The organism is Kribbella sp. WER1 (genome assembly GCF_054189145.1).
On the sequence record NZ_CM135186.1, the window covers coordinates 7,404,332 to 7,425,496 of the forward strand.

The 21,165-nt window shown below is 70.1% G+C and carries 21 protein-coding genes; 17 read left to right on the forward strand and 4 right to left on the reverse strand.

The annotated features are described in order from the left end of the window. The first annotated feature begins 3 nt into the window (after nt 1-3). Both ACXJJ3_RS36225 and rpmB read left to right on the forward strand, forming a co-directional pair. Nucleotides 4-1,992: an aldo/keto reductase gene (locus ACXJJ3_RS36225; protein WP_458166416.1), complete on the forward strand. Its 1,989-nt coding sequence runs from the start codon at nt 4-6 to the stop codon at nt 1,990-1,992. Between the two features lie 73 nt (nt 1,993-2,065). Further along, a complete protein-coding gene (rpmB, locus tag ACXJJ3_RS36230) occupies nt 2,066-2,287 on the forward strand; it encodes a 50S ribosomal protein L28 (protein ID WP_130387610.1) in 222 nt (73 codons plus the stop codon). Between the two features lie 60 nt (nt 2,288-2,347). On the opposite strand, the gene ACXJJ3_RS36235 is transcribed toward rpmB, so the two are convergent. Continuing rightward, nucleotides 2,348-3,337 carry an SAM-dependent methyltransferase gene (locus ACXJJ3_RS36235; RefSeq protein ID WP_458166417.1) on the reverse strand — a complete coding sequence of 330 codons (990 nt, stop codon included), beginning with the start codon at nt 3,335-3,337 and terminating at the stop codon, nt 2,348-2,350. A gap of 42 nt (nt 3,338-3,379) precedes the next feature. Between ACXJJ3_RS36235 and ACXJJ3_RS36240 the strand changes: the two genes are divergently transcribed. The 10 genes from ACXJJ3_RS36240 to smc all read left to right on the forward strand — a co-directional run bounded on the left by ACXJJ3_RS36240 (nt 3,380) and on the right by smc (nt 14,948). Beyond that, nucleotides 3,380-5,029 (forward strand): DAK2 domain-containing protein, encoded by a 1,650-nt coding sequence (locus ACXJJ3_RS36240; RefSeq protein ID WP_458166418.1) that lies wholly within the window; start codon nt 3,380-3,382, stop codon nt 5,027-5,029. After that, complete coding sequence (gene recG, locus ACXJJ3_RS36245; RefSeq protein ID WP_458166419.1) at nt 5,026-7,263, forward strand: ATP-dependent DNA helicase RecG; 2,238 nt, start codon at nt 5,026-5,028, stop codon at nt 7,261-7,263. Before ACXJJ3_RS36240 ends, recG begins: the two co-directional genes overlap by 4 nt. Beyond that, the gene (gene rsmD, locus ACXJJ3_RS36250; RefSeq protein ID WP_458166420.1) at nt 7,260-7,820 is read left to right on the forward strand and encodes a 16S rRNA (guanine(966)-N(2))-methyltransferase RsmD; all 561 of its coding nucleotides are present in this window, start codon (nt 7,260-7,262) and stop codon (nt 7,818-7,820) included. The genes recG and rsmD overlap by 4 nt, the downstream gene beginning before the upstream one ends. Then, nucleotides 7,813-8,283, forward strand: coding sequence for a pantetheine-phosphate adenylyltransferase (gene coaD / locus ACXJJ3_RS36255; protein ID WP_458166421.1), 471 nt, complete (start codon nt 7,813-7,815; stop codon nt 8,281-8,283). Before rsmD ends, coaD begins: the two co-directional genes overlap by 8 nt. A 129-nt stretch (nt 8,284-8,412) precedes the next feature. Then, the gene (locus tag ACXJJ3_RS36260; protein ID WP_458166422.1) at nt 8,413-8,928 is read left to right on the forward strand and encodes a YceD family protein; all 516 of its coding nucleotides are present in this window, start codon (nt 8,413-8,415) and stop codon (nt 8,926-8,928) included. Between the two features lie 67 nt (nt 8,929-8,995). Beyond that, nucleotides 8,996-9,187 carry a 50S ribosomal protein L32 gene (gene rpmF, locus ACXJJ3_RS36265; RefSeq protein ID WP_458166423.1) on the forward strand — a complete coding sequence of 64 codons (192 nt, stop codon included), beginning with the start codon at nt 8,996-8,998 and terminating at the stop codon, nt 9,185-9,187. Between the two features lie 15 nt (nt 9,188-9,202). Further along, nucleotides 9,203-9,937, forward strand: coding sequence for a ribonuclease III (gene rnc, locus ACXJJ3_RS36270; RefSeq protein WP_325037793.1), 735 nt, complete (start codon nt 9,203-9,205; stop codon nt 9,935-9,937). A 1-nt stretch (nt 9,938) separates the two neighbouring features. After that, the gene (gene mutM, locus ACXJJ3_RS36275; RefSeq protein ID WP_458166424.1) at nt 9,939-10,793 is read left to right on the forward strand and encodes a bifunctional DNA-formamidopyrimidine glycosylase/DNA-(apurinic or apyrimidinic site) lyase; all 855 of its coding nucleotides are present in this window, start codon (nt 9,939-9,941) and stop codon (nt 10,791-10,793) included. A 189-nt stretch (nt 10,794-10,982) separates the two neighbouring features. Beyond that, nucleotides 10,983-11,138, forward strand: coding sequence for a hypothetical protein (locus tag ACXJJ3_RS36280; RefSeq protein WP_233715190.1), 156 nt, complete (start codon nt 10,983-10,985; stop codon nt 11,136-11,138). A gap of 246 nt (nt 11,139-11,384) precedes the next feature. Next, a complete protein-coding gene (gene smc / locus ACXJJ3_RS36285; protein WP_458171985.1) occupies nt 11,385-14,948 on the forward strand; it encodes a chromosome segregation protein SMC in 3,564 nt (1,187 codons plus the stop codon). On the opposite strand, the gene ACXJJ3_RS36290 is transcribed toward smc, so the two are convergent. Further along, nucleotides 14,945-15,268, reverse strand: coding sequence for a nuclear transport factor 2 family protein (locus ACXJJ3_RS36290; protein ID WP_458166425.1), 324 nt, complete (start codon nt 15,266-15,268; stop codon nt 14,945-14,947). The two genes, smc and ACXJJ3_RS36290, sit on opposite strands and share 4 nt — an antisense overlap. A 75-nt stretch (nt 15,269-15,343) precedes the next feature. On the opposite strand from ACXJJ3_RS36290, the gene ACXJJ3_RS36295 reads away from it, so the two are divergent. Genes ACXJJ3_RS36295 through ACXJJ3_RS36310 form a run of 4 tightly spaced genes read left to right on the forward strand, consistent with a single transcriptional unit; the run spans nt 15,344 to nt 18,230 of the window. Beyond that, entirely contained in the window at nt 15,344-15,868 is a 525-nt protein-coding gene (locus tag ACXJJ3_RS36295) for a COG4315 family predicted lipoprotein (protein ID WP_458166426.1), read from the forward strand. A 55-nt stretch (nt 15,869-15,923) separates the two neighbouring features. Then, on the forward strand, nt 15,924-16,457 hold the full coding sequence (locus tag ACXJJ3_RS36300; RefSeq protein ID WP_458166427.1) for a sigma-70 family RNA polymerase sigma factor: 534 nt from the start codon (nt 15,924-15,926) through the stop codon (nt 16,455-16,457). Then, nucleotides 16,450-17,124, forward strand: a complete 675-nt coding sequence (locus tag ACXJJ3_RS36305; protein ID WP_458166428.1) for a zf-HC2 domain-containing protein — start codon at nt 16,450-16,452, stop codon at nt 17,122-17,124. The genes ACXJJ3_RS36300 and ACXJJ3_RS36305 overlap by 8 nt, the downstream gene beginning before the upstream one ends. 14 nt (nt 17,125-17,138) lie before the next feature. Then, a complete protein-coding gene (locus tag ACXJJ3_RS36310) occupies nt 17,139-18,230 on the forward strand; it encodes a threonine aldolase family protein (RefSeq protein ID WP_458166429.1) in 1,092 nt (363 codons plus the stop codon). A 147-nt stretch (nt 18,231-18,377) separates the two neighbouring features. Here ACXJJ3_RS36310 and ACXJJ3_RS36315 read toward each other — a convergent pair whose 3' ends face one another. Both ACXJJ3_RS36315 and ACXJJ3_RS36320 read right to left on the reverse strand, forming a co-directional pair. Next, nucleotides 18,378-19,283 carry a M56 family metallopeptidase gene (locus tag ACXJJ3_RS36315; RefSeq protein ID WP_458166430.1) on the reverse strand — a complete coding sequence of 302 codons (906 nt, stop codon included), beginning with the start codon at nt 19,281-19,283 and terminating at the stop codon, nt 18,378-18,380. Then, nucleotides 19,280-19,663, reverse strand: a complete 384-nt coding sequence (locus ACXJJ3_RS36320) for a BlaI/MecI/CopY family transcriptional regulator (RefSeq protein WP_458166431.1) — start codon at nt 19,661-19,663, stop codon at nt 19,280-19,282. The genes ACXJJ3_RS36315 and ACXJJ3_RS36320 overlap by 4 nt, the downstream gene beginning before the upstream one ends. An 83-nt stretch (nt 19,664-19,746) precedes the next feature. Between ACXJJ3_RS36320 and ACXJJ3_RS36325 the strand changes: the two genes are divergently transcribed. Next, the gene (locus ACXJJ3_RS36325) at nt 19,747-21,156 is read left to right on the forward strand and encodes a cytochrome ubiquinol oxidase subunit I (protein WP_458166432.1); all 1,410 of its coding nucleotides are present in this window, start codon (nt 19,747-19,749) and stop codon (nt 21,154-21,156) included. Nucleotides 21,157-21,165 lie beyond the last annotated feature (9 nt).

The window sequence follows — 21,165 nt, forward strand, 5'->3', positions numbered from 1 at the left end:
CCTTTGACTGACCACAAGCTCCGCTGGGGCATCATCGGCACCGGCAACATCGCGTCCCGGTTCGCCAGCCAGGTGCCGACGTCGCCGACCAACGAGGTCGTCGCCGTCGGCAGCCGGTCCCTCGACTCGGCGAACGCGTTCGCCGACAAGTGGGACATCGCGCACCGGCACGCGTCGTACGAGGACCTGCTCGCCGACGACAGCGTCGAGGCGGTGTACATCGCGACCCCGCACCCGATGCACGTCGAGTGGGCGATCAAGGCGGCCGAGGCCGGCAAGCACGTACTGTGCGAGAAGCCGCTGGCGATCAACCGCGCGTGGGCCGAGGCGATGATCGAGGCCGCGGTCCGCAACGACGTCTTCCTGATGGAGGCGTACATGTACCGCTGCCTCCCGCAGACCAAGCTGATCACCCAGCTGGTCCGCGACGGCGAACTCGGCACCGTGCACTCGATCCAGGCCACCTTCGCGTTCAACGCGTCGTTCAACCCGAGCAGCCGGATCTACGCCGACGAGCTGGCCGGCGGCGGCATCCTCGACGTCGGCGGCTACCCGGTGTCGATGGCCCGGCTGATCGCCGGCGCGGCGACCGGGCAGCCGTTCGCCGACCCGGCCGCGGTGAACGCGGTCGGCACCGTCGGCGAGACCGGCGTCGACGAGTGGACGGCGGCGACGCTGTTCTTCGACGGCGGCATCACCGCGCAGATCACCACCGGCGTACGGCTCGGGGACCAGAACCAGGTCCGGATCTACGGGAGCAAGGGCTATCTGCAGATCGACGACCCGTGGTTCGGCGGCGACGGCAAGCCGAACAAGGTCGTGCTGTCCAGGGTCGGGGAGGAGCCGCGGGAGCTGTCCGCGGAGCCGGCGCTGATCTACACGGCCGAGGCTGAGGCCGTCCAGGCGGCAATCGCCTCCGGTGCGAAGGAGGCACCGGAGATGAGCTGGGCGGACACGCTCGGCAACCTCACCGTCCAGGACCAGTGGCGGGCCGCGATCGGGCAGCAGTACGCGAGCGAGCGGGACGACGCGAGGATCCCGACCGCGACCGGACGCCCGCTGACCAAGCGCGCCGACGCCCCGATGACGTACGGCCACGTACCGGGCGTCGACAAGCAGGTGTCCCGGCTGGTGATGGGCGTCGACAACCAGCAGACGCTGCCGCACGCCGCGGTCGTGTTCGACGACTTCGTCGAGCGCGGCGGGACGACGTTCGACACGGCGTACATCTACGGCGGCGGGCGTGGTGAGAAGCTGCTCGGGCAGTGGATGGCGTCCCGTGGCAACCGGGACGACCTGGTCGTGATCGGCAAGGGCGCGCACACGCCGCACTGCGACCCGGAGTCGATCACCCGGCAGCTGGAGGAGAGCCTCGAGCGGTTGCAGACCGACCACGTCGACCTCTACTTCATGCACCGCGACAACGAGGAGATCCCGGTCTCGGAGTTCGTCGACGTACTCGACGAGCACTTCAAGGCCGGCCGGATCAGGGCGTTCGGCGGGTCGAACTGGACCACCGCGCGCTTCGACGAGGCCAACGTGTACGCCGAGGCGAACAGCAAGCAGCCGTTCACGCTGCTCAGCAACCACCTCAGCCTCGCGCGGGCGTACGACGTACCGTGGGCCGGCTGCCGGCACGTGGCCGACGACGAGTCGCAGGCGTGGCTGCGGGAGCGGCAGGTCGCGCTGTTCCCGTGGTCCAGCCAGGCGCGCGGGTTCTTCACCGGGCGGGCCAAGCCGGAGGACACCTCGGACGCCGAGCTGGTGCGCTGCTTCTACTCCGACGAGAACTTCCGCCGGCTGGACCGGGCGCGGGAACTCGCGGCGGCGAAGGGCGTCGAGCCGACGGCGATCGCTTTGGCCTGGCTGCTGCACCAGCCGTATCCTGTGTTCCCGTTGATCGGGCCGCGGCACGTGAGCGAGACCCGCACGTCGACACCGGGCTTGTCGGTCACGCTGACCGACGACGAAGTGGCGTACCTCACGGCCTGACAGCCGAATTGGTGGGTGGCTGACACCCATGTAACATGATCTGTCGGAGTCACGACCCTGAACACGGAGAATCATGTCTAAGAAGTGCGATGTCTGCGGCAAGCAGCCGACGTTCGGCAACAGCGTTGCCCGCCTGGGTAAGGGTGCGATGATCCGGCGGGTCAAGGCGCGTACGCCGCGTCGTTTCAACCCGAACATCCAGCCGGTCCGCGCGATCATCAAGGGCACGCCCACCAAGATGAAGGTGTGCACCTCCTGCATCAAGGCCGGTAAGGTCCAGCGCGTCGTCGGCTGATACACAGCAAAACTTCCGTGTAGGGCCTTCGACCAGGCGCCCGGGGTTCGCCCCGGGCGCCTAGTCGTGTTTGCGGGCCACCACGGTGATCTCGTTCCGGTTGTGGTGCAGCTGCCGGGCGTGCAGTACGTCGTACCGCTCGCGGAGCACCTCGATCCCGCGGCGGGCGCCGTCGAGCGGGTTCTTGCCGCCGCCCTTGAGCGTGACGACCGCGAGACCGTCGCGGCGCAGGTGGGCGGCCGCGTCGAGCATCATCCGGGCGCTGGTCACCTGGTCCATCCGCATGTCGTTCACCACCACGTCGAACCGGATCCGGTTGGCCGCGAAGAACCGGCCGGCCGTGGTCGCCTCGTGGTGGATCCGCCGGTCGCCGCGCAGCCGCGGGTCCAGCGAACCCGGGTCCACCGACCACACCTCCTGCCCGTGCAGCCGCAGGATCCGCGTCCAGCCGCCCGGCGACGCGCCGAGGTCGACGGCCTTACCGCCGCGCGGCAGCTCCAGCCCGAAGGTCGCGATCGCCTCCTCGAGCTTGAACTCCGACCGCGACACCCGCTCCCCGCCGCGCGCGAGCCGCATCCGCCCGCCGGGCCAGTCCGACAGGCTGTCCGCCCGCCGGTTCACCCCGAGCAGGATCGCCTTCCGGCCGCCGAAGCACGAGACGACATACTCCTGCCCGGAACGGGTGACGGCGACGCCGCGACCGGCGAGCGCCTCCTCGATCCGGTGGTAATACGAGCCGCCGCCCGGGCCGTCGGTCCACGCCTGCACGGCCAGCGCCTTCGGGTACTCCGGCAGCTCGGCCAGCACCAGCTCCGCCAGCTCGTACTCCGGCGGCAACTCCTCGAAGCTCCCGATCTCGACCGTCAGGTGCCGGACGAACATGATCCGCCCCGCGTCGCACGCCGCGGACAGCTCGCCGACGTCGACGCCGTCGACCCGCCCGAGCTCCGCGCCGACCCGCTCGATCTGCAGGTCCCGCCCGAACTCGCCGCGGAGCTCCCGCACCGCCCACCCGTAACTGTCGGCTGCGGCCGAGAACAACACACTCACCGGGAGACCGTACCGAACGCGCTTCGCGTTAGCCTTCCGGGCGTGGCGGAATTGACCGTTGAGGTGCTGCGGGCGTGGGCCCGGACCGCGTTGGCCGAGCTGGCCCGGGCGCGGGCGGGCATCGACGAGCTGAACGTGTACCCGGTGCCGGACGGCGACACCGGGACCAACCTCTACCTGACCTGGGAAGCCGCCTGCGACGCGCTGCCGAAGGGCGAGCTGACCTTCAGCGAGGCGATCCAGGCGTTCGGCCGCGGCGCCCTGCTCGGCGCCCGCGGGAACTCCGGCGTGATCACCTCCCAGCTGATCCGCGCCTGCGGCCTCCGCCTGACCGAGAACCTGCCCCGGCACCGCGACGCCGCTGCCGACGGTGCTGACCGGTCCGGCGATACGCCCGGGGTTCTCGCCGACCCGGCGATGAGCGAGGCCGCCGCCTTCGCCGACGCGCTCCGGTTCGCCGCGGACGCCGCGTACGGCGCGGTCGCCCAGCCGGTCGAGGGGACGATGCTGACGGTCGCCCGCGCGGCCGCCCTCGGCGCGACGACCGCCGCGAACGACGGCAAGTCCCTCGCCGACGTGTGCCTCGCCGCGGTCGCGTCCGCCCGGCAGGCCCTGACGAAGACCACGGAGCAACTGGACGTCCTCCGGCGTGCGGGGGTTGTCGACGCCGGGGGAGCCGGGCTGGTGGTGATCCTCGGCGCGATGGAGTCCGTTCTGACCGGTCAGCACGTCCGGGTGGTGGTGCCGGCGCGGGTGGAGCCTCAGGGGGAGAGCAGCGAGAGCGTGGACGGTCCGGCGTACGAGGTGATGTATCTGCTGGACGCGCCGGACGAGCAGGTCGACGGGTTCCGGCAGCGGCTGGCGGGGCTCGGGGACTCGGTCGTCGTGGTCGGCGGCGACGGGCTCTGGAACGTCCATGTCCACACCGACGACGTCGGCGCCGCGATCGAGTCCGGGATCGACATCGGCCGCCCGCACCGGATCCGGGTCACCCACTTCGCCGACCAGACACACCATCACGAGCCCCCGCCCGGCCGGGCCGTGATCGCGGTGGTGGCCGGCGACGGGCTGGGCGAGCTGTTCGCCGAGGCCGGCGCCCGGATCATCCGCGGCGGCCCCGGACGCCGCTGCTCGACCGGCGAACTGCTGCAGGCGATCGAGGAGTCGAAGGCACCCGAGATCGTGATCCTGCCGAACGACCAGGACTCGCTCGCGGTCGCCGAGGCCGCCGCCACCGCGGCCCGCCAGGACGGGATCCGGGTCGCGGTGATCCCGACCCGCGCCCAGGTCCAGGGCCTGGCCGCGATCGCGGTGCACGACCCGGCGCGCAGCTTCGACGACGACGTCGTACAGCTCTCGGCGGCCGCCGGGCAGACCCGGCACGGTGCCGTGACGGTCGCGGTCAAGGACGCGTGGACGATGGCCGGCAGGTGCCGGGTCGGTGATGCCCTCGGCGTGGTGGACGGCGACTTCGCGTTGATCACCGACGATCTGGAGCAGGCGGCGTACGGCGTCGTCGACCGGCTGCTCGGCGGTGGCGGCGAGCTGTTGACGATCGTGACCGGACGGGACGCGGACCCGGGGCTGGCGGCGGCGGTCGAGCGGCATGTCCGGCGGGCGCGCAAAGATGTCGATGTGATGGTGTACGACGGTGGGCAGGACAGGTACCCGTTGTTGATCGGGGTGGAATGAAGAACGACATGGACCGCAAACTCCGGGACTTCCTCGGGGACAGGACGGCCAAGACGTTCGCCGAGGTGCTCGGGATCGAGACCGTGGGCGAGTTGCTGCGGCACTACCCGCGGCGGTACCTGAAGAAGGGCGAGCTGACGCCGTTCGACGAGCTCGAGGTCGGCGACCAGGCGACCGTGAACGGGCGGGTCAAGAAGGTCACCGCCCGGGCGCTGGACACCAAGCTCGAGATCAAGCCCGAGGACGCGCACAAGTTCCGCAAGCGGCGGACGATCACCAAGGTCGTGGTCACCGACGGCCGCAACGACCTGGAGGCGGCGTTCTTCAACCAGCCCTGGCTGGTGACCAAGCTGACGCCCGGCACGTCGGCCCTGTTCTGGGGCGAGGTGACGATGTTCCGCGACATCATGCAGCTGAAGAACCCGGGCACCGAGGTGCTGGAGTCCGAGGACCTCACCGAGGCGGAGATCGAACGCCGTGCCCGCCCGTTCCGCCCGCTCTACCCGGCGACCTCGAAGTTGCCGACCGCAACGATCGAGCGGTCGGTGAAGATCGTGCTGGACAGCCTGGACGACCGGATCGACGACCCGGTGCCGGACCTGATCCTGCGCAACGAGAAGCTGCTCGGGCTCCGGGACGCCTTGCAGCTGGTGCATCTGCCCGACACCGAGAAGGACATCGACAGGGCTCAGCAGCGGTTCCGGTTCGAGGAAGCGCTGGTGATGCAGACGATCCTCGCCCAGCGGCGCGCCGTGACGGACGCGCTGAACGCCGTACCGCGGCCGCGGGTGCAGGGGCGGCTGCTCGACGACTTCGACAAGCGGCTGCCGTTCGAGCTGACCGAGGGACAGGCCGAGGTGGGGGAGGAGGTCTTCGCGGACCTCGCCCGCCCGCACCCGATGCACCGGCTGCTGCAGGGTGAGGTCGGTTCCGGCAAGACCGTGGTGGCCCTGCGGGCGATGCTGTCCGTGGTCGACAACGGCGGTCAGGCGGCGTTGCTCGCGCCGACCGAGGTGCTCGCGGTGCAGCACCACAAGACGCTGACGAAGATGCTCGGTGAGCTGGCCGAGCAGGGCATGCTCGGCGGCGCGGAACACGCGACGAAGATCGGGCTGCTGACCGGTTCGCTGAACGCCGCGGCCCGGCGGGCGGCGATGCTGGACGCGGCCAGTGGTGCGGCCGGGATCGTGGTCGGGACGCATGCGCTGCTGGAGGACAAGGTCCAGTTCGCGGATCTCGGGCTGGTGGTGGTCGACGAGCAGCACCGGTTCGGCGTCGAGCAGCGGGCGGCGCTGAGCGCGAAGTCCGGCGAGAACACCCCGCACGTGCTGGTGATGACCGCGACGCCGATCCCGCGGACGGTGGCGATGACGGTGTTCGGCGACCTCGCGGTGTCGACGCTCACCCAGCTGCCGGCCGGGCGGTCGCCGATCCAGTCGTCGGTCGTCCCGGCGAAGGAGCGGCCGGACTGGCTGCAGCGCGCCTGGGTCCGGGTCCGCGAGGAGGTCGGCAAGGGGCATCAGGTGTACGTCGTGTGCCCGCGGATCGGCGACGACGTGAAGAACGCGAAGGACGAGGAGGGCGAGCTCCTCGAGACCGACGAGGGCGGGAAGAAGCAGGCCCGGCCGCCGATCTCGGTGATCCAGGTGGCCGAGGCGCTCTCGGAGATCCTGCACGACCTGCGGGTGGAGGTCCTGCACGGGCGGTTGCCGGCCGACGAGAAGGACGCGGTGATGTCGCGGTTCGCGGCCGGGGACGTCGACGTCCTGATCGCGACCACGGTGATCGAGGTCGGGGTCGACGTACCGAACGCGTCGACGATGGTGATCATGGACGCCGACCGGTTCGGGATCTCGCAGCTGCACCAGCTCCGCGGCCGGGTCGGGCGGGGCCAGGTGCCGGGGCTGTGCCTGCTGGTCACGGACCTGTGGGCGGGGTCGAAGTCGTACGGGCGGCTGGAGGCGGTCGCGTCCACGACGGACGGGTTCGAGCTGTCCCGGATCGACCTCGAGACCCGGCGCGAGGGCGACGTCCTCGGCGTCGCGCAGTCCGGTCGCCGGTCCAGCCTGAAGCTGCTGAGCGTGCTCCGCGACGAGGACGTGATCCTGGCGGCCCGGCACGTGGCGAACTCGATCGTCTCGGTCGACGCGGAGCTGGCCGAGTACCCGGCGCTGCGGTCCGTCGTACGCGAGGCGCTCGAGTCGGAGACCACCGAATACTTGGAGAAGACGTGACGCGGATCGTCGGGGGAGCGGCCGGGGGGCGGCGGATCGGCGTGCCGGCGGGGAGTGGGACGCGGCCGACGGCGGATCGGGTGCGGGAGGCGTTGTTCTCGTCGCTGGAGGCCGAGTTCGGCAACTTCGACGGGCTCGCGGTGCTCGACCTGTACGCCGGATCCGGCGCGATCGGGCTGGAGGCGCTGTCCCGGGGCGCGGCGCGGGCCGTGCTGGTCGAGTCGGACCGGCGGGCGGCCGACGTGATCGCCGCGAACATCCAGGTGGTCGGGCTGCCCGGCGCGACGTTGCTGATCCGGCCGGTCGAGAAGGTCACAGCGGGTGACGCCCCGGCGGTGTTCGACCTGGTGTTCGCGGACCCGCCGTACAAGCTGGAAACGGCCGAGTTGCAGGACGTGCTGACCGGGCTGGCGGCGGGCGGCTGGCTGGCCGACGACGCGGTCGTGGTCGTCGAGCGTGGGAAGCGCGAGCCGTGGGAGTGGCCGGACGGGTTCGCCGCGCTGCGGGACCGCAAGTACGGCGAGGCGCGGCTTTGGTACGGTCACCGGCATGGCTAAGGCGGTGTTCCCAGGCACCTTCGACCCGCCCACTGTCGGGCACCTCGACATCGTCACCCGGGCGGCCGCCGCCTTCGGCGAGCTGATCGTCGCGACCGGGGTGAACCAGTCGAAGAACCGGCTGTTCGACCCGCAGGAGCGGATCGAGATGCTTACCGAACTGGTCGAGCCGTTCCCGAACGTCCGGGTCGGCACGTTCGACGGGCTGCTGGTCGACTACTGCCGGGCCGAGGGCGCCGGGGTGATCGTGAAGGGCCTGCGCTCGGCCGCGGACTACGACTACGAGCTGCAGATGGCGCAGCTGAACCGGCGGATGACCGGCGTCGACACGCTGTTCTTCCCGACCGCGCCGGAGAACGCGTTCATCTCCTCCAGCTGGGTCAAGGAGATCGCCCGGCTGGGCGGCGACGTCCGCACGTTCGTGACCCCCGCTGTTCACGCTCGGTTACGGAAGAAGCTCTAGGATGCCCCCGGATTGGGCGGTACGCCGGGAAGTTGGTAGTCTTGACAACCGGTCTCGACGAGACCGAGATCTTGTCTGCCCACGCCTGAGAGGTTTGTCCTGAGCGTCCTGGACCCGCGGTCCCCACTCGTGATCGACACGCACGAGCTGACACGCCGCGCCGGGTCCCAACGCGAAGTCACCTTCACGGCGCCGGCGCCGGTGGATCTCGGAATCGACGTGATCGGCGTCCCCGAAGGCGATCCGATCCAGTTCGATCTACGGCTGGAATCGGTGGTCGAAGGGGTGCTCGTCACCGGAACGGCCCGCGGCCGCCTGGTGGGGGAGTGCGCGCGGTGCCTGGTCGATATCGAGGACGAGTTCCTCGCTGACGTCCAGGAGCTGTACGTCTACCCGGAGAGCGAAGCCGAACCGGACGAGGCCAGCCGGATGGAGGGCGATCTGATCGACCTCGAGCCGGTGCTGAGGGACCAGGTGGTGCTCGCGCTGCCGTTCCAGCCGTTGTGTACGGACGACTGTCCGGGACTGTGCCCCGACTGCGGGGTGCGCCTGGCGGACGAGCCCGGCCACAAGCACGAGGAACGCACCGATCCCCGCTGGGCAGCCCTCGACGGCCTGCTCCAGAACGACCAGCAGAACAACTGAAGACCGAACAAACGTCAGCCAGCCGGCCGGGTCGTCAAGCCCCCGGCCGAACCGAGGAGTCATAACCGTGGCCGTTCCGAAGCGGAAGATGTCGCGCAGCAACACCCGTAGCCGCCGGGCCCAGTGGAAGACCACTGCCCCGTCGCTGGTCACCTGCGTGAACCCCGCCTGCCGCGCGAAGCACCTGCCGCACACCGTCTGCCCGAACTGCGGCCAGTACGGCGCCAAGGGTGAGCGTCGCCAGGTCGTCGAGAGCTAAACGGCACCAGTAACAGTGAATTCTTCGGTCAACGAAACGGGGCTCTACGCCGAGCTGAACCAGCGGCTCGGCGTATCGCTGGCTGACAATTTGCTGGAGCACGCCTTCACCCACCGTTCGTTCGCGTACGAGAACGGTGGGCTGCCGACGAACGAGCGGCTGGAGTTCCTCGGGGACTCCGTGCTCGGCGTCATCGTCACGGAGTCGTTGTTCCGGAACCACCCGGATCTGAGCGAGGGCCGACTGGCCAAGCTCCGCGCCGCGGTGGTCAACATGCGTGCGCTCGCGGGTGTCGCCCGCGAGCTCAAGCTCGGCAAGTACCTGCGGCTCGGCCGCGGGGAAGAGGCCACCGGAGGTCGGGACAAGTCCTCGATCCTCGCCGACTGTGTCGAGGCGCTGATCGGCGCCGTCTACCTGGACCGCGGCTTCGAGGTCGCGGGCGGGGTGGTGCACCGGCTGTTCGACGACCTGATGGAGTCGTCGGCCCGGCTCGGCGCCGGCCTGGACTGGAAGACGTCGCTGCAGGAGCTGGTCGCCCAGCTCGGCGTCGGCGTCCCGGAGTACGTGATCGCGGAGTCCGGGCCGGACCACGCGAAGACGTTCGAGGCCCGGGTCCGGATCGGTGCCGACACCTACGGGCACGGCATCGGCCGGAGCAAGAAGGAAGCCGAGCAGCAGGCCGCCGAGACCGCCTGGAAGGCTCTGCGCGCCGCGCATCCGGACAGCGTGGACCCCTCGCAGCAGCCCTGAGGTGCCCGAGCTTCCCGAGGTAGAAGTCGTTCGACGGGGGCTGGTGGAGTTCCTCGCCGGCCGGACCGTCGAGTCCGTCGAGGTCCTGCACCCGCGCCCGGTCCGGCGTCATGCCGCCGGGCCGGAGGACTTCGTGTCCCGGCTCAAGGGCCAGGTGTTCGCCGAGCCGGCCCGGCGCGGGAAGTACCTGTGGCTGCCGCTGACCTCCGGCGACGCGGTGCTGACGCACCTCGGGATGAGCGGCCAGTTCCGGGTCCAGCCGGTCGGCGCGCCGGACGAGCCGCACCTCCGGGTCCGGTTCCGGTTCGCCGACGGCGGCGGAGAGGTCCGGTTTGTGGACCAGCGGATGTTCGGTGGTCTGTCGTACTCCGAGGGCGGCGCGGAGCTGCCCGCCGAGATCGCGCACATCGCCCGGGACCCGTTCGACCCGCTGTTCGATCCGGAGGCCGCGATCGCGAAGATCCGGCGCCGGAGGACCGGCCTGAAACGGGCGCTGCTGGACCAGACCGCGGTCAGCGGGATCGGCAACATCTACGCCGACGAGACGCTCTGGCGGGCCAAGCTGCACTACGCTCGGGCGACAGAAACGCTGAAACCCTTACAAACAAGGGCCGTCCTGGACCACGCCCACGCCGTGATGGCCGAGGCGCTGAACGTTGGTGGCACCAGCTTCGACGCGCTGTACGTCAACGTGAACGGGGAATCCGGGTACTTCGAGCGCGGTCTGAACGTCTACGGGCAGGAAGGTTCGCCCTGCCCGCGGGACGGCCGGCCGATCCGTCGCGAGCCGTTCATGAACCGTTCGTCGTACCGGTGCCCGAAATGTCAGCCCGTTCCTCGGCAGGTCCGCTGGTGAACGAGGTATCGTTAACAAATGTGGCCCAGGTTGACCCGTCGGCCTCGCCGGTGTCACCCTGAAAGACGGCACACCTTTTCGGCGCTCCCGCATGACCTGGACAGAGGAGCGCGACCGGCCAGAACCCTTCCGGAGGACAGCACAATGGCCAAGGCTCTTCTAGGGCATCTTGGAGGCACTGACCCGCGCATGCTCGAGCAGGTTCGTCTGCTCAACCGGCGTGTCGCAGATCTGGAGGCGCACGTGATGCGGCTCCAGGCAGAGAACGATCATCTGGTGGCCCAGATCCACGAGGGTCGGCTGCTCACCGTCGACGAGGCTCTGCGCGCCCCCGCTTCGGTCTGACGCTTCAAGAGAAGTACTTCTCGACCGTCCGCACTACGCTACGAACGGCGGTGGCCCCCGTCCGGGCCTCCGCCGCGTTGGTTTGCAGCCCGGGTCGTCTGCCATCGGCCCGGCCTCCGCAAGATTGCGCGTTTCTCTTTGTAGACTGCGAAGCGGAACAACTTCCCCCGGTAGCGGCAGCGTGACCAACAGCTACGGCGGTTCCTTGGGTACCGTCTGTCCTTTCACGGGTTGGAGACCTTCGCCTTGTACCTGAAGAGCATGACGCTCCGGGGTTTCAAGTCGTTCGCGTCCGCGACGACGATGAACTTCGAACCAGGCATCACCTGCATCGTCGGGCCGAACGGCTCCGGCAAGTCCAACGTCGTCGACGCGCTGGCCTGGGTGATGGGTGAGCAAGGCGCCAAGTCGCTGCGTGGCGGCAAGATGGAGGACGTCATCTTCGCCGGCACCTCCGGGCGTTCGCCGCTCGGCCGCGCCGAGGTGGTGCTCACCATCGACAACACCGACGGCGCGCTGCCGATCGAGTACGCCGAGGTGACGATCAGCCGGACGATGTTCCGCAACGGCGGCTCCGACTACCAGATCAACGGCCAGAACTGCCGGCTGCTCGACGTCCAGGAACTGCTCAGCGACTCCGGTATCGGCCGCGAGATGCACGTCATCGTCGGCCAGGGCCAGCTGGACTCGATCTTGCGCGCCACGCCCGAGGGCCGCCGCGGTTTCGTCGAGGAGGCCGCCGGCGTCCTGAAGCACCGCAAGCGCAAGGAAAAGGCGATCCGGAAGCTGGAGGCCACCGAGGGCAACCTGCACCGGCTCGGCGACCTGATCACCGAGATCCGCCGGCAGCTGAAGCCGCTCGGGCGCCAGGCGGAGGTGGCCCGCCGGGCGGTCACGATCCAGGCGGAGGTCCTGGACGGCCGCGCCCGGCTGCTGGCCGACGACATTGTCCAGGCCCAGTCCGCGCTGGAGGCCGAGCTGGCCGACGAGGCCCGGCTGACCGAACGCCGGACCGAGGTCGAGGCGAAGCTCCGCGAGGCCCGGGAGCTGGAGGCCGAGCTCGAGGACGCGCTCCGCGAGGACGCGCCGGCGCTGCAGGCCGCGCAGGACACGTGGTACCAGCTGTCCGGCTTCGGCGAGAAGATCAAGGGGACGGCGCGGATCGCCGCGGACCGGATCCGGTCGCTGAACGACGAGGCCGAGGAGCCGCGGCCCGGCCGCGACCCCGAGGAGCTGGAACTCGAGGCCGCCCGGGTCCGGGAGACCGAGGCGCAGATCGAGGCCGAGGTCGAGGCGCACTCCGAACTGCTGGCCGAGTCCGTCGAGCGCCGGCAGCAGCTGGAGTCCCAGGAGGCCGAGGAGGAGCGCCGGATCTCGGCGTTGATCCGGGCTGCCGCGGACCGCCGCGAGGGTCTGGCCCGGCTGACCGGCCAGGTGAACGCGCTGAAGAGCCGCGCGGCCGCCGCCGAGTCCGAGATCGGCCGGCTGGCGAACAACCGCCGCGAGGCCGAGGAGCGGGCCGCGAAGGCGCAGCACGACTTCACCGCGCTGGAGACCCAGGTCGCCGGGCTGGACGCCGGCGAGCGGGGCCTCGACGAGCAGTACGAGGGCGCCCAGGCGGTTCTCGACGAGCTGGACGAGCGGCTGGCGAAGCTGCGGGCCGAGGAGCGCGATGCCGAGCGTGAGCGCACCGGTCTGGCGGCCCGCAAGGAGGCGCTCGAGCTCGGTCTGAACCGCAAGGACGGCGCCGGCGCGCTGCTGGCCGCGTCCGAGCAGATCAACGGCCTGATGGGGTCGGTCGCGGCGCTGCTGAGCGTCCGGTCCGGGTACGAGACCGCGATCGCCGCCGCGCTCGGTGAGGCCGCGGACGCGGTCGCCGTCACGCACACGGAGGCCGCCCTGCACGCGGTCGGCCACCTCAAGGAGCACGACCTCGGCCGCGCCGGGATGCTGCTCGGCGACGCCCCGGCCGAGGACTACACGATGTGGCCCGTCCTGCCGTACGGCGCGACGTACGCCGTCGATGTCGTGGAGTGCCCCGAGACGCTGCGGCCCGGGCTGCGGCGGTTGCTGCGCAAGGTCGCGGTCGTGGACGACGTCGACGCGGCGCGCGCACTCGTCCGGAACCTGCCCGACGTCACGTGTACGACGCGAGCCGGCGACGTACTCGGGGCGCATTTCGTGTACGGCGGGTCCGACGCGGCGCCGAGCCTGATCGAGGTGCAGTCCGCGGTCGACGAGGCCGCCGAGAAACTGACCGAGGCGACGGCGCGGAGCGAGCGGCTGCGGTTCGAACTGCAGGCGCTCGAGCAGGAGCGGTCCCGGCAGAAGGAGTCCGTCGAGATCACGCTGGCCCGGCTGCACGAGTCGGACGCGTCGATGGCGGCCGTGGCCGAGCAGCTCGGGCACTTCGGGTCGCTGGCCAAGGCGTCCCGCGGCGAGGCCGAGCGGATGGCCGAGGCGATCGCGGCGGCCGAGGAGGAGCGGGACCGGAACCTGTCCGGCCTGGCCGAGCTCGAAGAGCGGCTGATGGACGCCGAGGCGTTCGACGAGGAGGGCGACGAGCCCGACACGTCGCAGCGCGACCGGCTGGCCGAGGCGGCCAAGGCGGGGCGGGCCGCCGAGATGGAGGCGCGGCTGGCGCTGCGGACCACCGAGGAGCGGGCGCGGGCACTGTCCGGCCGGGCGGATTCGCTGGAGCGGGCGGCACGGCAGGAGCGCGAGGCGCGGGCCCGGTCGATCGCGCGGGCGGCCCGGCGGGCGCGGCAGGCCGAGGCGGCGAACGCCGTACATCTGGCGGCTGGTCACGTGCTGGCGCGGCTGGAGTCCTCGCTGCAGCTGGCGGCGTCGGAGCGGGCCGAGATCCAGGCGCAGCGGGCCGACCGGGAGCAGGCGCTGGCGCAGGCCCGGTCCCAGACCCGGAACCTGAGCTCCGAGCTGGAGCAGCTGACCAACACCGTCCACCGGGACGCGCTGGCGCGGGCCGAGCAGAAGATGCGGCTCGAGGCACTGTACGAGAAGGCGCTCGGGGAGCTCGGCATCGAGGTCGACGCGCTGGTCACGGAGTACGGGCCGGATCAGCTGGTGCCGCCGGTGCCTTCGCCGGACTCTTCCGCCGAGGAAGAGCAGCCCGAGGGCGAGCCGTTCAACCGAACCAAGGTCGAGAAGCGGCTGAAGCAGGCCGAGCGGGCGCTGAACCAGCTCGGCAAGATCAACCCGCTCGCGCTCGAGGAGTTCGAGGCGATGGAGGAGCGGCACCGCTTCCTGTCCGAGCAGCTCGACGACCTGAAGAAGTCCCGCCGCGACCTGATGGACATCGTCAAGGAGGTCGACGAGCGGGTCGAGCAGGTGTTCACCGAGGCGTACCGAGATGTCGAGGTCGCGTTCGAGCACGTCTTCAGCCGGCTGTTCCCGGGCGGTGAGGGACGGCTCGTGCTGACCGACCCGTCGGACATGCTGGCCACCGGCATCGACGTCGAGGCCCGCCCGCCGGGCAAGAAGGTCAAGCGTCTGTCGCTGCTCTCCGGTGGCGAGCGGTCGCTGGTCGCGGTCGCGTTCCTGGTCGCACTGTTCAAGGCCCGCCCGTCGCCGTTCTACATCCTCGACGAGGTCGAGGCCGCACTCGACGACACCAACCTCGGCCGCCTCCTGGAGATCTACGAAGAGCTCCGCGAGAACAGCCAGCTCCTGGTCATCACCCACCAGAAGCGCACCATGGAGGTCGCCGACGCGCTGTACGGCGTCACCATGCGCGGCGACGGCGTCTCCGCGGTCATCTCCCAGCGCATCCGGGAGCCCGAGCCGGTCTAGGCGGTGATCGTCATCGAGGCCAGCAGGTCACCCTCGACGGCGAAGGTGAAGTGGGACGGGCCGTTGAACCCGTTGCCGCCGACCTGGGTCAGGATCGTCACGGGGTTGCCCGGCGTGCTGACCTGGGTGTCGGTGAAGGTGGCCTGCTTGCCGATCAGTTCGTTGTCGCTCCAGCCGCGGATGCGTTCGTGGCCGCGGAATTCGCGGCCCCAGTCGTCCACGTAGCCGTCTGCTGCGAACGCGGCGACGAACGCGGCGGTGTCGAGGGCGTCGATCGCGTCGAGGGCGCGCTGGACCGGTGCGGGAATCTCCTGGGTCATGCTCCTGACCATAGTTGAACCGATCGGGCGATCCATCCGTGTGCGGGGTGATGTCGCTCGACCGAGGAGGCTGTCATGAAGCGTGTGGCCAGTGTGACGGGTGTGGTGGTGCTGGGTCTGGCCGGGCTGACGGCCTGCGGGAGCGGGAACGGTTACGGGTCCGGTTCGAGCTCCGCGCCGGCATCCACCCCGGCCGCGACCCCGGCGGCGGGTACGGCGAAGCTCTCGACCGCGACCGTCGGCTCCCTGGGCAAGGTCGTTGTCGACGGCAACGGGCGGACGGTGTACGTGTTCGACAAGGACACCAAGGGCAAGTCCAACTGCGAGGGCGGCTGCCTGGCCCAGTGGCCGGCGGTGGCGGCCGGGTCCGGCACGCCGCAGCTGACCGGCATCGACGCCTCGCTGATCAGCACGATCACCAGGCCGGACGGCAGCAAGCAGCTCGCCATCAACGGCATGCCGCTGTACTTGTTCGCGCAGGACTCGCAGGCCGGCCAGGACAAGGGCCAGGCCTTCGGCGGCCTGTGGTGGGCGGTCACCGCGAACGGCCAGAAAGTCACCACCCAGTCGGGTGGTTCGGGTAATGGCAACGGCTACTGAATCGACCGCAGCCGGTCTGGTGTGGACCGCCTCCGCTCCCGGTATCGTGCGGACGGTGGGTGACAACCCAGCGCCGCAGGACGCCGAAACGCTGATTCGCACGCTGTACGCCGAGCACGGGCGCAGCCTGCTCGCGTACGCCACCCGCTTGACCGGCGACCGGGCCGCGGCGGAGGACGTCGTACAGGAGACGTTGCTGCGGGCGTGGCGGCATGCGGACGACCTCGCGACCGGCAAGGGGTCGGTGCGCGGGTGGCTGCTGACCGTGGCGCGGAACCTGGTCACGGACCGCGCCCGGGCCCGCGCGGCCCGTCCGGCCGAGGTGGCTGACGTGGAGGACCGGCCGCCCGTCGAGGGGGACCACTCCGAGGCCGTGGTGAACACCATGGTGGTGATGGACGCTCTCGACCAGGTGTCCTCCGAGCACCGCGAAGTACTCGTGCAGCTGTACTACCGCGGCCGGTCCGTGGCCGAGGCTGCGAAGGAGCTCGGAGTCCCGCCCGGTACCGTCAAATCACGTACGTACTACGCCCTCCGAGCTCTGCGCGCGGTGCTGGCAGAGAAGACCCCGGAGGTGTCCCATGAGTGAGCACGACCGTACGCCGCTGGGCGCCTACGCGCTCGGTGCGCTGGAGCCGGCCGAGGCGGCCGAGGTCGAGGAGCACCTGGCCACCTGTGCGGAGTGCCGGGCCGAGCTGGCCGAGCTCGCCGAGCTGAAGGACTTCCTGGGGGAAGTGCCGCCGGAGGCGTTCCTGGACGGGCCGCCGGAGGGCGGGGACCTGCTGCTGCAGCGGACGCTGCGGGAGGCGCGCTCCGAGCCGCCTGCGCCGGTGAAACGTCGTTCAAGGTGGCTGCTGGTTGCCGCGGCCCTGGTCGTCGTGGCTGGGGTGCTGGGCGGTGGTGTGGCGATCGGGCGGTCGACCGCGCCTAGTGGCGACCAGCCGGTGGCAGGGTCTCGCCAGGTGACCACGGTGGACACCAACACGGGTGCGCACATGACTGCCACCGTCGAGCCGCGGCCAGGCTGGAGCTGGGTGCAGGTACAGCTGACCGGCCTCAAGGCAGGCGCCCAGTGCGAGATGGTCGTCACGAACGTCAACGGGTACTCGTGGGTCGCGGGCAGTTGGCTGGTGTCGGAGAAGGCTGCCCAGAACGGCAGCACGTTCGGCGGCGGCGTACTCGTGCCGCTCGACCAGGTGCGCTCGGTGGAGATCCGGACCGTGCAAGGTCAGCATGTGGTGACAGCCACGCTGTAGGAGAGGATGGAGCCGTGGCTACTACCTCCGAGGATCTGCGTGAGCGCCGGAAGAACGCGGCGGACACCTGTGAACGCTGGCTGTCGAACCGGCGGGTGCCGGCGGCCGAGCGGCTGCGGCAGCTCGCGGAGGTGGTCACCGACGACCAAGTCGATGTCTACGGCAACGGTGGCGAAGTGGCGGCGCTGGAGCAGGAGGTGGCCGAGCTCCTGGGCAAACCGGCCGCGGTGTTCCTGCCGACCGGCATCATGGCGCAGCAGGCCGTCCTGCGGGTGTACGCCGACCGCGCCGGGACCAGCCGGGTTGCCGTGCACGGTCTGTCCCACCTGTTGCTGCACGAACTGAACGCGCTCGAAGAGGTCCACCACCTGCGGATCGAGCGGATGACGTCCGACCTGCGGCAGCCGCGCCCGGACGAGCTGGCCGCGATTCCTGGCGCGTTGGCGGCTGTCACGCTGGAGCTGCCGTTGCGGGACGGCGGGTTCGTGCTGCCGACGTGGGACGAGCTGGTGATGTTCTCCGAGGCCTGTGCCGAGCGCGGCGTACCGCTGCATCTCGACGGCGCCCGTCTGTGGGAGAGCACGCCGTACCTCGGTCACAGCCTTGCTGAGGTCAGTGCGCTCGCGTCGACCGTGTACGTGTCGTTCTACAAGATCCTCGGGGGGATCAGCGGTGCGGCGCTGGCCGGGCCTGAGGACGTGATCGCCGAGGTACGCCGGTGGCAGCGCCGGCTCGGTGGCAACCTCTACTCCTTGTTCCCGTACGCTGTGTCCGCGCGCCAGGGTCTGCGGACCGTGCTCCCATTGATGGACGACCTGCACCAGCGGGCCACAGAGGTCGCAATGGCCTTGCAGAGCGAGGGTTTCCGGGTGTTTCCCGAGCCGCCGCACAGCAACTCGTTCCGGGTCTACGCGCCGCGGCCGGCCGAGTCGATGGAGCGCGCCGCGGTCGAGCGGATGGAGCGGACGCGCGAGTCGTTGTGCGGTCCGTGGACGACGGCCGACGTACCGGGATGGTCGTGGATCGAGCTGGTGATGACGCCGTTGACGCTGGACTGGCAGGTCGACGAAATCGCCAAGGCGTTCGGGGAACTTCTGACGCGTTAGGAACGTCAGGCACTGTGTTGGGTGTGGGGAACCGGGGAGAGAAGTGCTGACATTCGTCGTCACCATGGTTGTGTTGTTGGTTCTGTCGGGGCTCGTGCTGCTGGCCGTGGCGCGAGGTGAGGGGAAGCGTTTCGGCTAGGGCGTGTCCTATCTGAGCGCGTCCACGATCGCTTTGACGATCGGGGCGGCGATGGTGATCGTCGGGAGTACGAGGAGCGCGACTGCTCCGGTGTAGGTGATCGCGGACAGCCGGCGCTCGGTGGCCGCGGGGCCGGCCAGTCGTTCGACCCGCAGTACTGTCGCGGACTTGGCGGCGGCCAGTGCTGACTCGGGGGCGGGTGAGCCGGCCAGCGCGACCAGTGCGCGGGCCAGCGGGCGCGGGCCGTTGCGGCGGCGGGCTTCGTCGTCCGCAAGCAGTTCGACGAGCGTGCGTGCCTGCTCGAGCGCTACGTCGCTGCGTACCCAGCGGGGGAACGCGTGGTGCAGTGCGGTGAACTCCTCGAGGACGAGGTCGTGCCGCGCGCGCAGGTGCGCCTGCTCGTGGGCCAGTACTGCCTTGAGCTCGCTGTCGTCCAGCCGGTCCAGGGCGCCGACGGACACGACAACGCGCGCACCACGCAGAGCGGGCAAGCAGTACGCCAGCGGTGTCTCTTCGGCCAGCACGCGCAGCCCTGGGATCAGCCCGTCCGGTGTCGCCAGTACGTCGACCAGGTCGCGGTGCCGCTTGCGCCTGGCGCGCGTCCCGACGGCCACGCGTCCGACGGCCCACAGCAGCCGTACGACGACCGAGGCCACCATGACGAGAATCAGCGCGGCCACGAGGTCCCGTGGTGACGACGGGTCGAACCGCGGCTGCCCTGGTCGCCCAGCGATCCAATAGGACAAGGCGATCCCGGCACCGAGTGCGGCGAGTACGGCGGCCAGCGCGATCGACTGCCAGAGGATGACCGCGGCACGGGGGACCCGGTAAGGCCATTCGGAACGAGCCAGCAGTGCCGGAGCCGGGCCGGTGAGCACCAGCGCCAGAAGGGCCAGCAGGACCGGGGTGGTCACCCGGGGTTGTCCAACCTGGACAGGGCGTCGCGTAGCAGCGCGGCTTCTTCGTCGGAGACCTGGCCGACAAAACGGACCAGGGCCTCGCGGCGGTCGCCGGCACCGTTCAACGCGTCCCGCATGAGGTCCGCGGCCAGCTCCTCGCGTGGGGCGGCGGCCCGGTAGCGCCAGGCCTTGCCGTCGCGCTCGCGCTCGGTCAGCTTCTTTTTCGCCAGCCGGTCCAGAACGGTCATCACGGTGGTGTAGGCGAGCTCACGGGTCCCGGACAGCTGTTCGTGCACCTCGCGCACGGTCAATGCCGCCGGAGCCGCCCAGAGCTGCTCCATCACCAGGCGTTCCAGGTCGCCCAGAGGGCGTGGACCTTTCTCCTCACTCGCCACGTGGCAAGTATAACTACACGTCGTAGTAGATCTGCGCTAGCATCTACTACGCAACGTCGTAGATGGGCTGGGGAGGCCTTCCGATGGACACCCTGGATCTGGCACGGTGGCAGTTCGCGATCACCACCGTTTACCACTTCTTCTTCGTACCGGTGACGATCTCGCTGGTCGCGATCACCGCCGGCCTGCAGACCGCCTGGTACCGGACCGGGAAGGAGAAGTACCTCCGGCTGACCAAGTTCTACGGGAAGCTGTTCCTGATCAACATCGCGATGGGCGTCGTCACGGGGCTGGTGCAGGAGTTCCAGTTCGGGATGAACTGGAGCGACTACTCGCGGTTCGTCGGGGACGTGTTCGGTGCCCCGCTGGCGCTCGAGGGGCTGCTCGCGTTCTTCCTCGAGTCGACGTTCATCGGCCTGTGGATCTTCGGCTGGGAGCGGCTCCCGAAGCTCGTGCACCTGGGCTGCATCTGGATGGTGGTGCTCGGCACGCAGCTCTCGGCGTACTTCATCCTGGCCGCCAACTCGTGGATGCAGCACCCGGTCGGCTTCCGGTACAACGCCGCCCGCGGTCGCGCGGAGCTGACCGACCTGTGGGCGGTGCTGACCAACAAGGTCGTCCTGGTCACGTATCCCCACACGATCTTCGCCGCGTTCATGGTCGGCGGCGCGTTCGTCGCCGGCGTCGCGCTCTGGCACCTGCTGCGGCGGCCGGGTGTCGACAAGGACGTGTTCCGGTCGGCGTTGAAGATCGGCGCCTCGGTCGTCCTGGTCGCCAGTGTCGGCGTCGCGATCAGCGGTGACCTGCAGGGCAAGGTGATGACCGAGGTGCAGCCGATGAAGATGGCGGCGGCCGAGGCGCTGTACGAGACCGAGAAGCCGGCGTCCTTCTCGGTGTTCACGGTCGGCACGCTGGACGGCTCGAAGGAGATCTTCTCGATCAAGGTGCCGTACCTGTTGTCGTTCCTGGCCACCGGGCACTTCGGCGGCGAGGTGAAGGGCATCAACTCGCTGCAGGACGCGTACGAGCAGCTGTACGGCCCGGGGTCGTACAAGCCGAACATCCCGCTGACGTACTGGACGTTCCGGCTGATGATCGGGGTCGGGATGCTGTCGGCCGCGATCGCGCTCTGGCTGCTCTGGACCACCCGCCGCGGCCGGGCACCGGCGCACTGGCTGATCTGGGTGGCCGCACCGCTGCCCCTGCTGCCGCTGATCGCGAACACCTTCGGCTGGGTCTTCACCGAGACCGGGCGGCAACCGTGGCTGGTGTTCGGGTTGTTGCGGACGGCATCGGGTGTCTCACCCGGTACGACGAGCGGCGAGGTGATTACGTCGCTGGTCGGGTTCACGCTGCTGTACGGCGCGCTCGCGGTCGTGGAGACCAAGCTGATGCTGCGGACGATCCGCGGCGGCCTGGCCGGGACGGACGCGCCGGCGGCTGATCCCGACCAGCCCGACCAGCCCGACAAACCACTGTCGTTCGCGTACTGAGGGGCTCGA

Bases quoted from the DNA above. Each gene is read 5' to 3' on its own strand.
- rpmB (WP_130387610.1), top strand. From the start codon at position 2,066: ATGTCTAAGAAGTGCGATGTCTGCGGCAAGCAGCCGACGTTCGGCAAC.
- recG (WP_458166419.1), top strand. From the start codon at position 5,026: ATGAAGAACGACATGGACCGCAAACTCCGGGACTTCCTCGGGGACAGG.
- coaD (WP_458166421.1), top strand. From the start codon at position 7,813: ATGGCTAAGGCGGTGTTCCCAGGCACCTTCGACCCGCCCACTGTCGGG.
- ACXJJ3_RS36305 (WP_458166428.1), top strand. From the start codon at position 16,450: ATGAGTGAGCACGACCGTACGCCGCTGGGCGCCTACGCGCTCGGTGCG.
- ACXJJ3_RS36325 (WP_458166432.1), top strand. From the start codon at position 19,747: ATGGACACCCTGGATCTGGCACGGTGGCAGTTCGCGATCACCACCGTT.
- ACXJJ3_RS36290 (WP_458166425.1), bottom strand. From the start codon at position 15,268: ATGACCCAGGAGATTCCCGCACCGGTCCAGCGCGCCCTCGACGCGATC.
- ACXJJ3_RS36280 (WP_233715190.1), top strand. From the start codon at position 10,983: ATGCTCGAGCAGGTTCGTCTGCTCAACCGGCGTGTCGCAGATCTGGAG.
- ACXJJ3_RS36295 (WP_458166426.1), top strand. From the start codon at position 15,344: ATGAAGCGTGTGGCCAGTGTGACGGGTGTGGTGGTGCTGGGTCTGGCC.